Source organism: Algirhabdus cladophorae (assembly GCF_044772865.1).
Lineage (GTDB): Bacteria > Pseudomonadota > Alphaproteobacteria > Rhodobacterales > Rhodobacteraceae > Algirhabdus > Algirhabdus cladophorae.
The window spans coordinates 82501-93879 of the sequence record NZ_CP173029.1 but is presented as its reverse complement, the minus strand read 5'-3'; the positions used below and the strand labels follow the sequence as shown (position 1 = coordinate 93879).

Here is an 11379-nt window from a genome sequence, read left to right as displayed (position 1 = left end):
AAGCAGGCGCTATGGCACATCCAAATCGGGGTCGTCGTGATCGTAAAGGTCAGGTCGGCCCCGTGGATCTACCAACGTCGCCATCAGCCAGCCGGTAATAAATCCGCCCAAATGGGTTTCCCAGGCCAGTAACCCATCCATGGCCCACCACAAGACCACGTTCAACAAAACCAACAAAAGAACCCCGCGCAGCACCGGCCACAGGCCCAATCGCAGTGTAAAGCGGTCCACATAGCTCCATGCCAGCACCGCGCCCACCAGTCCAAATAACGCACCCGACGCCCCGACCATGGGTCGAACTTCATTGGTCAACAACCAATACCCCACAGCACCACCTAACGTCGCACCAGCATAGACGCTGAAAAACCCCTTGGCGCCCACACGGGCTTCGACATAGTGGCCGATCGACACCAAGGTGATCATATTCACAATCAAATGGCTCAGCCCGCCGTGCAAAAAGCTGTACGAGAAAAACATCGCATAGGGTTGGCCTGCGTAGTTGGGCCGCCACCCGCTTAACAATCCAGGCCAGAAGCCGCCGTAATCATAAGCCAGACTGCGCAGACGCGCGGGACCGATAAGACCCCAATCAGACAGATTCAGTGCCAATTCTATAGCACTGCATAGGGCCACCACACTCCAAACAGCAAAGGACGCGTGATCACGCAAAGCAGGGGCAAGGGATCGGCCAAACATAAACAAAACCTGCCCGTGTCATGTCCCCAAGACAAGAGGCAATCCACAGTCTGACCGCGTCCCATGCCATCCTTTGAAATGCACCGAGCGTCGTTTGGTTCAAAATCTTTCATAGCATCGGGCAACAACTCGTCAGCAAACACCACAATCGTTTGGCATCGAAGAATTGCAGCGCTTGCGCGAAGCCCCTAAGTAGACGCAAGACGCCGGAGCGAACCAGTCGGCCCAAAATCACCAAAGGGAAGCTACGATATGACTTCTGACAAAATCCGTCTTGGGTTTTTGTGTGCTCATAATCCGCTTAATCGCGGCGCCTTTAGTGGCACGCCGTTTTACATGCTGCGCGCGCTTCAAGCGCGGTCAGATGTCGAGGTAACAGTTCTGGGCCGCTACAAAGCGCCCAATGCCCTGACGCGCGTGACCCGACGCCTTTGGTCGGAACCTGTGCCGCGCCTAAGTGATATCCGGGAGCATGTCTTGGATGCGATTGTGGCACCCGTCTCATCAGGGTTGGTCGCAGAACTTGGGCCAAAAGTAGAAGCCCCGATGACGTTAGTAACAGATGCCACGCCCCAATTCCTGCGCGAATTCTACGGCGACCCGGTGCCCTTGGAAGCAGATGTTCAGGAAGAAGCCGCCCTGCAAGCCGCAGCACAAGTGATTTATTCGTCAGATTTCATGCGCCAACGCGCCATGCAGGAATTTGCCCATTTGGATCTGCCGCCGCTCAAGGCATTTCCATTTGGCGTCAATTTGGATGAACTGCCCGCGAAAGCCCCCCAGAAGCCAAGCCTAGATAAAGTAAACCTGTTGTTCATTGGGGTTCACTGGCAACGCAAAGGCGGGGATCAAGCATTGGCCGCTTTGGACGTGTTGCGAACACAGGGGGTCAACGCCCATCTGACGGTGATCGGGTCAACCTCGCCAGAAGCCGACGCGCATCCACACGTGACGGTATTAGGCTACATCAATAAAAACGATCCTAAGGATGCTGCGACTTTGAACAAAGCGCTTGCAGCCGCCCATGTCTTTGTTTTGCCCACCCGTGCGGATTGCACACCAATGGTGGTGGCCGAGGCAAACGCCTATGGCTGTCCGGTTGTGATCACCAGAACCGGTGGCATTCCGTCCCTGATAAAGGACGGAGTGAACGGGCTGATGGTGGACGAAGCGTCGGATGCCACACAAATCGCGGCGACAATCCAGAACGTCATTGCCGCCGATACAACTTACGCCGCCCTAAGCGCCAGCAGCTTTGAATTTTGTCATAAAAACCTGACTTGGGATGCATGGTGTGATGCCTTTTTGGCCTCGGTTCGATCGGGGATCTGAATTAGGGCGTCGGTGTGGCGATTCGACCCGGGGGGGGCGCTGATTGTTTCCGTTTGGTTAATAATCTTAGGAAAAGCCGATTTTTTTCGCTGTGCGGAAAACTCTTTATCTCTTTAGGGTTGTGCTTTCGCGGCTATAAAGCCCTCAAAAGTGGAAATCTTTCGCTAAATGACCCAGAAATGCCATATTTTGTGAACAAGCAGTTAACAACGCCCTTCAACTTGTGTTAACTATCGCTAGTGGCCTGGTGAGGTCGACGTATAGAAACGGTGAGTATAATGAAAAAACTATTATCAATTGCGGCTGCCGCATTGGTAGGCACGACTGTAGCAGCCTCTGCAGCGACCCTGTCCATCGACAGCACGAACCCTGGTTCGATCCCAGGCACAAGCATCAACGAAATTCTGCCAACTCTGCCAGTTGCACTTTCGGGCACTGGTGAACTAAGCGGCTTCTTTGAAAGCTCGATCAAAGTATCCAACATTGGCGCTGACGAGAAACTGCGTATTGACGTTTGGGGCTACGAAGCTCTTTACAAAAACACATTCTCGCTGGGCGCTGGCGGTTCTGACGGTGTGTACAACACGATCCCCGGCAGCAACGGTGTGAACCTGCAAACCGGCAACCTGTTGACATGGTACACCGACGGCATCGACGTAGATGTTGACGGAAACCTGATCTTCAGCTTCTCGACAACTGGTCCATCTTCGCCAAACACTGTTGCAAACGGTTCCGCGAACACAGTTGCAACAGACATGATCAACTTCTTCGCTCACCAAGCAGCAGATGGTTCCATCTGGTTGCTCTTGGATGACGGCGACGTATTGGGCGGTGATGACGACAACCACGACGACTTGGTTATTCGTATCGCTTCCGTACCACTTCCAGCGGGCGCTCTGTTGCTCTTGACTGGTTTGGGTGCACTTGGCCTGCGCCGTCGTATGACTGCCTAAGCTAACCAATACCTACAGTTTAAAGAACCCCTCGCTTCGGCGGGGGGTTTTTTTATGTGCGGTGCCTATTTGCCCCACTCAATTTACAAATTTGTTACATGCTAGAGTTTTTGCCATGCTTTCACCGCGTTTCAAAGGCATAGAAGGTCAACGCATTTTTGACGGAACACTCTAGGATTCATTTGATGGCAACGTTTGGTCGCTTTTTCATTTACCTAAGTCTTTATGGATCTGGGATCGCGCTCTATTCCAACCTCTTTATCTTTTCGGCCAATCATTCATTTCTGTCTCAAATGGCCAAAGTCTTTGTGGCGAGCGTCCACTGCTTGATTTTTGTGTTGCCCGTCTTGATGGCGCAATCACGCAACATCGTGGTGCGCTTGCTGGGGTGGATCATCTTACTGGTCTATTTTGGCTACGTCTTTTTCCTTACCAGCTATTTCGCCTATTTCGGTATGGTGCCGGAACTTTACGCTTTTGGGACATCCAACGCGACGGATGTGACAGAGGTCGCCGCGCATTACTTTGCCCAAATCTTTGGGATCAACGAGATTGCCTGCATCGTTCTCGCAATCATCTTTTTCATCTGCGTTCCAAAGTACAAATTGGGACGTGAGGCTTGGCTGGTTGTAGCCTTGCCTGTGCTTTTGCTGTCGGCCAGCTTTTACAGGTACGGCGAACCGTTCCGCAGCAAGGATTTCGGCAACGTCACCGTGGTACGCCGGTTTGGCATTCCAACGTTCAGCTATCTGTCCATGTACGAATGGATGACTTCGCAATCGGGCTATTTGGCGGACAACACTGTGTATCCAGGCAGAGTATCAGAATTGATCCATGACACGCAGCCGGGCACCACCGCCCTTGCGACGCTTCCAGACACAATCAAAAAGGTCATTTTGATCCAGATCGAATCCTTTGATCCCGAGGCTGTGGATGCAGTGCTGAACGGTGTGCCGGCGATGCCGTTTGTTGCGGATCTGCAAAACAAATGCCTGAATTTTGATAATTTCTTTACGACAAAATCTGTCGGTGGGTCGTCTGATGCCGAATTTTCACTGGCAACTGGGCTAATCCCCTCGGCGAAACGGCCGTCGATCCGCCATGCTGATTTCGAGAGGGTTCCAACCCTCTACGAACGATTGAAGGCGCAAGGGATAGACTCCTATTTTGCCCATAACAACCACATCGGATTCTACGGGCGCCAAGCAGCCTATGGGCAAATGCCCAACATCACGTATCGCTTCCAAGGACCCAAAGAAAACATTAGTGAAGCCGACTTTGCCTCCAAAACACTGGCCAATGCGCTGGCAACATCAGACCGCTTTTTCTACTACTTCTTTAACTTCAAATCCCACGGGCCGTACCTGGGGTATTCTGAAGAAACCGCCGCGGCCTTTGCCTTGGACACGCGTACAGACAACTTGCAAAACTACCTTGTGACGATGAACGAAGTCGATCAGCTGATCAGCTCAATGTTTCAACAGCAACTGGATGGTTTTGAAGCTGGGGAAACAGTATTTATGGTGACTGCAGATCACCCCAGCTATCTGCACACGGTCCCCACCTTGGAAAGTCTGACGCGCATTCCCATGATGCTGTGCCACAATAGCCTGACGGGCGAAACTGTGGACAAGCTGACCTCAACAATTGACCTGCATCCCACAATTCTGGATTTGTTTGGGCTGCCTGCGAGTGAGACAGAGATTGCCCAGAATATGTTGTCAGACACGGACAATGCAGTTCTATTGCCCGTTGGTAAGATCCTGTTTCGAGATCCTGACGGCACAGTCCAAGAAAGAAGCTGCAATCAGTCCTGTCGCACTTTCTTTGATTACACGGATCAACACATAAAACTGGGCCAGTAAGACCACTGACTCACAACCTTGGGAAAGAAGAGTGCTTTGAAAGAACAACCCGTCACTGGCCTCAAGCGGCTGATCGCAGCCTTTGGATTTTCCAAGGCCGGTCTGCGCGATATCTGGCAACGCGAGGACGCCTTTCGCCAAGAAGTTATCTTGTTCTTTGTGGCGATCCCATTGGCACTATGGCTCAGTTCGGGTGTAGCCCAATTTGGTCTGTTGATGGGCTCCATTTTGCTGATGATCATTGTAGAAATCTTGAACTCGGCGATGGAGGCGATTGTCGATCGCATAGGACCGGAAATTCACGAACTATCACGCATCGCCAAAGATTTGGGATCCGCAGCAGTATTGCTGACAGCTTTGTTTCCTCTGTGCATTTGGGGTGCCGTGGTCCTTGGGCGACTGGGTGTCATAACCCTGTAAACTGCTCCAAACGACTGCCCCAAGTCAGACCCAAAAACGCAAAAGCGCCCCAAAGGGCGCTTCGCAGTATATTGGTTGCGGGAGTAGGATTTGAACCTACGACCTTCAGGTTATGAGCCTGACGAGCTACCGGGCTGCTCCATCCCGCGCCAAGGTATTTGTGGGGTTTATGCCAGCTGGCGGGGGACTGCAAGGCGTTTTTCGCAGAAATGATTGGCCCATTTTAGGCGCTCCCAGATCAATAGGGACATCTGCTATTTTATTTGAAAATTACTGATTTCTGCCGCGATCCGACCGTCGGTGTCATCACTGTCTGCTGTTATGGCCACACCGACCAGAACCTCAGGCGCCTGCCCAAACGCCCGTTGGAAATCCGCAGCCAAATCGATCGTCTCACTAAACGACCCTGTGCCAACACCGCGTAAAATTTTGACTGACAGCGCGTCGTTATATGGGCTGGGATGAGCGGTTCCCCGGGTCTGCGCCCCACCCCAAATGTAAACCAAGCCGCGGGTGCTGGGGCTGCGCAACAGCTTGCGTGCAGTCTTGCGAGTCAATTTCTGCGCTGTTTCCGCGTCAACAAACACAAAATAGATCGCAAGGTTCCGATCATCGCCCCCCTTTTTCGTCAGATCAGTGGCAACGACAGATTGATCCACGCGCCAATTCCAACTGGCTGTGCGGGCCTGCCCAAGCTTTGCATCGATTGGCCGCCAAATAACCGAGATCGTCCCATCCGAAACAACGCCCATGCGCGCGCCTTGCAACGTATATTCATTGGAGAACAGGCGCAGGAACCCTTGCTCTTTCCAAGTCTCATCAAAGGGGATCTGCTCGGCTGAGCCGGCAACTCCACTCAAAGCCCATGCCAGGGCAAGCACCAAAACTCTGATCATCCTAAGCACTCCTGTGGCCAAGCCGATCTGGACAGCAAGCCATAATTCATCGCCAGAATGCGACACACAATCAGGTGATACTGCGCAATCGCAATGCGTTTGTCAGCACGCAGACGGATGACAGCGCCATAGCACCTGCTGCAAACATCGGTGACAATAAGACACCAAACAGCGGGAAAAACACGCCAGCGGCGACAGGGATCAGCGCCACGTTATAGCCAAAGGCCCATGCAAGGTTTTGTCGAATATTACGCATCACAGCCCGCGACAGGGTCTGTGCCGCGACCACCCCCTGCACATCCGCCGCGATCAACACCACATCTGCACTCTCGATCGCTACATCTGTGCCCGACCCGATTGCAACGCCCACGTCAGCCTGCGCCAACGCAGGTGCATCGTTGATCCCGTCACCGACAAAGGCCACGGTCCCGTACCGATCTTGCAACGATGACAAAGCCGCCAATTTGCCATCTGGTAGAACCGCTGCGGTGACGTACTCTATCCCCAACTGTGCGGCTATTGCCTGAGCGGTATCTTCCCGGTCACCGGTGATCATCGCAACCGCTATGCCCCGCATTTTGAGATCCGCGATAGCCTGTGCTGCATCACGCTTTATCGGATCAGAAAGACAGATCGCGCCTACGCAAATACCATCTACCGCCACATAGAACATCGTCTCACCCGAAATAGGCTGCGGTAAAACTTTTGGCAGGCCGATGCCCCGGTCTTGCATCAGCTGCTGGGTTCCCAATACCACAGAGTGCTCCTGCACCATGGCAGAGACACCCGCACCTGTATGGCTTTGGAAGGCCTCCGCATCGGGGACAGTGAGATCAGCCAAATCTGCAGAGGCAACAATCGCCCGTGCCAAGGGGTGTTCCGACACGGCCTCAACTGTGGCTGCGATACGCAACACATCATCTGATGCCCAATCCACAAAAGTGTGGATATCCGTAACCGTTGGTTTGCCTTGGGTCAGTGTACCAGTTTTGTCAAAGGCAACGGCGCGCACGGTTTCGAGACGTTGCAGGGCATCACCTTTTCGAAACAAAACGCCTAACTCGGCGGCGCGGCCTGTCCCCACCATAATAGATGTAGGCGTGGCCAGCCCCATGGCGCAGGGGCATGCAATGATCAAAACACTGACACCTGCGACCAAAGCATAACCGACAGAGGGCGTAGGGCCGATCCATAGCCATACCGCGACCGTCGCCATCGCAATTGCCAGAATGAGCGGCACAAACCAAAGCGTAATGCGGTTCACCAGCGATTGAACAGGCAATTGCGCCCCTTGGGCGTGCTGAACCATTCGGATGATTTGAGACAGCGACGTGGCATCGCCAGTGGCCAGAACCTGAGCCATCAGCGACCCCTCACCATTGACCGTGCCTGCACTGATCTTATCAGACACATCCTTGCGGACCGGGATAGGTTCGCCAGTCATCATGCTTTCATCAACATAGCTTTCCCCTTTGGTGATCACGGCATCCGCAGGAATACGTGCGCCGGGACGGATCAGGATATGATCCCCTAGGGCTAAGTCCTGTAGAGGGACAGTTTTCGGGAGGCTATCCACTATTTTCTCAGCTGTCGGTGGCTGTAAATCAATCAACGCGCGAATGGCGGCCCCCGTGCGGCCTTTAGCCCGGGCCTCTAGCCAGCGCCCCAGGAGGATCAGGACAACAATCACAGCGGCTGCCTCAAAATAGACAGCACGGGATTGGGCAGGAAACCAATTCGGGGCGATCAAAACGCAGGTAGAAAACAACCACGCACTGCCTGCACCTAAAGCCACCAAAGCGTTCATATCCGGTTGGCGTTTGATCAAACTGGCCGAACCCAAGCGAAAGAAATCTCGCCCCGGTCCTGCCAATACAAGTGTGGTCAGACAAAACTGGATCCACCACGACGACGCCACACCGATGGTTTGGTGGATCATATGATGAAAGGCTGGAAAGAGATGACTGCCCATTTCTAGGATGAAAACCGGTAGGGTTAGCGCCAGAGCAATTAGGAAGTTTCGCTTTGTTGAGTTTTGTTTCTCAACGTGTTGTTCAGAATTCTGGCGTGGCGCTTTGGTCGTCTGCAAAGTTGCGGGATAGCCAGCATCTGCCAAAGCGGTCATTGCGGTTTGTTGCGGCAGGCCTTCAGAAATCACTTCGATCACCGCAGAATTTGCAGCCAAATTTACCTGCGCGCTGACCACCTCTGGCACAGCAGTGACGGCTTTTTCTGCTCGAGCCACACAAGAGCCGCAATGCATTCCTGTAATATCGACTGAAAAGACATGAGTGTTCGCGGGATACCCAGCCTCGGACAATGCGCTCAGGACATCCGCTATGGCTGTGGTCTGATCAGTTTCGAATTGCGCTGTGTTGGTCGCTAAATTTACCGACAGATTCCGGAGTCCCGGGACTGATGATAGAGCCTTGTCAACGCGTGCAGCACAGGACCCACAGGACATGTTTTGTGGTGAAACGGTGTATGTGGTCACGAAAAATCCCTCAGTCGGCATATTAGCACTGATATAGGGCTTCCAGTTACTGGAGACTCAAGGTCAAACATAAGAATTTTGCAGTCAGAACACAAAAAAACCGCTAACGCATAGCGTGAGCGGATAAAATAATTGATATTTAGTGAAATCGCAGAGAGATACAGATGCTATGTTTCTTACTAGGTTTGGCGGTGACCTACTCTCCCACGTCTTAAGACGCAGTACCATCGGCGCTACAGTGCTTAACTGCCGAGTTCGGGATGGGATCGGGTGTTTCACTTGCGCTATGACCACCAAACCGAGAAAGAAACATAACAAGCATCAGTGAAGACCACCGTACGAGGTGTGATCTTCCACTAATCCATTTCTGATAGTGTGTATTGTAGGGTAAAGCATGCTTTGATTTCAGCAAAAGCCTAGCTTCTACTGGATCAAATCAAGCCTATCGGGCAATTAGTACCAGTCAACTGAATGCATTACTGCACTTACATCTCTGGCCTATCGACGAGGTGGTCTACCTCGGCCCTCAGGGATACCTTGTTTTGAGGGGGGCTTCCCGCTTAGATGCCTTCAGCGGTTATCCTTTCCGATCATAGCTACCCAGCACTGCCATTGGCATGACAACTGGTCCACCAGTGGATCGTTCACCCCGGTCCTCTCGTACTAGGGGCAACTCCTCTCAAGTATCCTACACCCACGGCAGATAGGGACCGAACTGTCTCACGACGTTCTAAACCCAGCTCACGTACCTCTTTAAACGGCGAACAGCCGTACCCTTGGGACCTGCTCCAGCCCCAGGATGAGATGAGCCGACATCGAGGTGCCAAACGGTGCCGTCGATATGGACTCTTGGGCACCATCAGCCTGTTATCCCCGGCGTACCTTTTATCCGTTGAGCGATGGCCCTTCCACTCGGGACCACCGGATCACTATGGCCGTCTTTCGACTCTGCTCGACTTGTCAGTCTCGCAGTCAGGCTGGCTTCTGCCATTGCACTCAACGAGCGATTTCCGACCGCTCTGAGCCAACCTTCGCGCGCCTCCGTTACGCTTTAGGAGGCGACCGCCCCAGTCAAACTACCCGCCACACAGGGTCCCGGATCCAGATAATGGACCGCGGTTAGACATCAAGCAAAGCAAGGGTGGTATCTCAAGGGAGGCTCCACTGCAACTGGCGTCACAGTTTCAAAGCCCACCACCTATCCTGCACATGCTTGGCCTGATGCCAATGTGAAGCTGTAGTAAAGGTGCACGGGGTCTTTCCGTCTAACCGCGGGAAGCCTGCATCTTGACAGGCAATTCAATTTCGCTGAGTCTATGTTGGAGACAGCGGGGAAGTCGTTACGCCATTCGTGCAGGTCGGAACTTACCCGACAAGGAATTTCGCTACCTTAGGACCGTTATAGTTACGGCCGCCGTTTACCTGGGCTTCAATTCAAGGCTTGCACCTCTCCTTTTAACCTTCAGGCACCGGGCAGGCGTCAGACCCTATACGTCGTCTTGCGACTTCGCAGAGCCCTGTGTTTTTAGTAAACAGTCGCCACCCCCTGGTTTGTGCCCCCAGCCTCTAGTTGCCTAGAAACCGGGCCTCCTTCTCGCGAACTTACGGAGGTATTTTGCCGAGTTCCTTCAACATAGTTCTCTCAAGCGCCTTGGTATTCTCTACCAGTCCACCTGTGTTGGTTTAGGGTACGATCTCATGATGGAGCTATTTCCAGGAACCTCTAAGCAGCCCATTCAATCCGATAAGGATGAACTACCCTCGAGATCCGTCACTACCATCTGGCTCAGGAATATTAACCTGATTCCCATCGACTACGCCTTTCGGCCTCGCCTTAGGGGTCGGCTTACCCTGCTCAGATTAACTTTAAGCAGGAACCCTTGGACTTTCGGCGACAGGGTCTCTCACCCTGTTTGTCGCTACTCATGTCATCATTCTCACTAGTGATCTCTCCACCGGATGGTTCACACCCCGGCTTCATCGAAAGCTCCGCTCCTCCAATCTAGGCGAACCTAGTAAGGAGGAATGGAACTATGTCACACTACGCTCTGCTACCATGCAATAAATGCATCCTAAGCTTCGGCTCATGGCTTGAGCCCCGTTACATCTTCGCCGCAGGACAACTTAATTAGACCAGTGAGCTGTTACGCTATCTTTAAAAGATGGCTGCTTCTAAGCCAACTTCCTGGTTGTTTTGGTCGTCCCACCTGCTTTCCCACTTAGCCATGAATTAGGGGCCTTAGCTGTAGGTCAGGGTTGTTTCCCTCTCCACTACGGGCGTTAGCACCCGCAGTGTGTCTGCCGGATATTACTCCTCGGTATTCGGAGTTTGATTAGGATCAGTAAGGCTGTGGGCCCCCATTACCCATTCAGTGCTCTACCCCCGAGGGTATTCGTCCGACGCTCTACCTAAATAGATTTCGCAGAGAACCAGCTATCTCCGAGTTTGATTGGCCTTTCACCCCTAGGCACAGCTCATCCCGATCTTTTTCAACAGATGTGGGTTCGGTCCTCCAGTAAGTGTTACCTTACCTTCAACCTGGCCATGCCTAGATCACTCGGTTTCGGGTCTAATGCGTCTAACTCAATCGCCCTATTAAGACTCGCTTTCGCTGCGCCTACACCTAACGGCTTAAGCTTGCTAGACACACTAAGTCGATGACCCATTATACAAAAGGTACGCCGTCAGCTCTCAAGGAGCCTCCGACTGATTGTAGGCGTTC

General features: G+C 52.8%; 7 protein-coding genes, 1 tRNA gene and 2 rRNA genes (1 of these 10 only partly in view). 4 read left to right on the top strand and 6 right to left on the bottom strand.

The window, feature by feature from the left end; genetic code table 11:
* Nucleotides 1-9: 9 nt before the first annotated feature.
* The gene (locus ACIRQ6_RS00470; protein ID WP_420862163.1) at nt 10-696 is read right to left on the bottom strand and encodes a rhomboid family intramembrane serine protease; all 687 of its coding nucleotides are present in this window, start codon (nt 694-696) and stop codon (nt 10-12) included.
* 252 nt (nt 697-948) lie between these two features.
* Here ACIRQ6_RS00470 and ACIRQ6_RS00465 point away from each other — a divergent pair, with 252 nt between their 5' ends.
* The 4 genes from ACIRQ6_RS00465 (at nt 949) to ACIRQ6_RS00450 (ending at nt 5266) form a co-directional block, all read left to right on the top strand.
* Nucleotides 949-2028 (top strand): glycosyltransferase family 4 protein, encoded by a 1080-nt coding sequence (locus tag ACIRQ6_RS00465; protein WP_420862162.1) that lies wholly within the window; start codon nt 949-951, stop codon nt 2026-2028.
* A gap of 278 nt (nt 2029-2306) precedes the next feature.
* The gene (locus tag ACIRQ6_RS00460; RefSeq protein WP_420862161.1) at nt 2307-2981 is read left to right on the top strand and encodes a VPLPA-CTERM sorting domain-containing protein; all 675 of its coding nucleotides are present in this window, start codon (nt 2307-2309) and stop codon (nt 2979-2981) included.
* 185 nt (nt 2982-3166) lie between these two features.
* The gene (locus tag ACIRQ6_RS00455; RefSeq protein ID WP_420862160.1) at nt 3167-4846 is read left to right on the top strand and encodes an LTA synthase family protein; all 1680 of its coding nucleotides are present in this window, start codon (nt 3167-3169) and stop codon (nt 4844-4846) included.
* 36 nt (nt 4847-4882) lie between these two features.
* A complete protein-coding gene (locus tag ACIRQ6_RS00450; RefSeq protein WP_420862159.1) occupies nt 4883-5266 on the top strand; it encodes a diacylglycerol kinase in 384 nt (127 codons plus the stop codon).
* A gap of 72 nt (nt 5267-5338) precedes the next feature.
* Here the strand turns inward: ACIRQ6_RS00450 and ACIRQ6_RS00445 are convergent.
* The 5 genes from ACIRQ6_RS00445 to ACIRQ6_RS00425 all read right to left on the bottom strand — a co-directional run.
* Nucleotides 5339-5415, bottom strand: a tRNA-Met gene (locus ACIRQ6_RS00445).
* A gap of 105 nt (nt 5416-5520) precedes the next feature.
* Nucleotides 5521-6162, bottom strand: a complete 642-nt coding sequence (locus ACIRQ6_RS00440; RefSeq protein WP_420862158.1) for a DUF3047 domain-containing protein — start codon at nt 6160-6162, stop codon at nt 5521-5523.
* A 70-nt stretch (nt 6163-6232) separates the two neighbouring features.
* A complete protein-coding gene (locus ACIRQ6_RS00435; RefSeq protein ID WP_420863827.1) occupies nt 6233-8626 on the bottom strand; it encodes a heavy metal translocating P-type ATPase in 2394 nt (797 codons plus the stop codon).
* Between the two features lie 213 nt (nt 8627-8839).
* Nucleotides 8840-8954 (bottom strand): 5S ribosomal RNA (gene rrf / locus ACIRQ6_RS00430).
* Nucleotides 8955-9088: 134 nt separating this feature from the next.
* Nucleotides 9089-11379: ribosomal RNA gene (locus ACIRQ6_RS00425) — 23S ribosomal RNA — on the bottom strand; it runs 541 nt beyond the window's last position.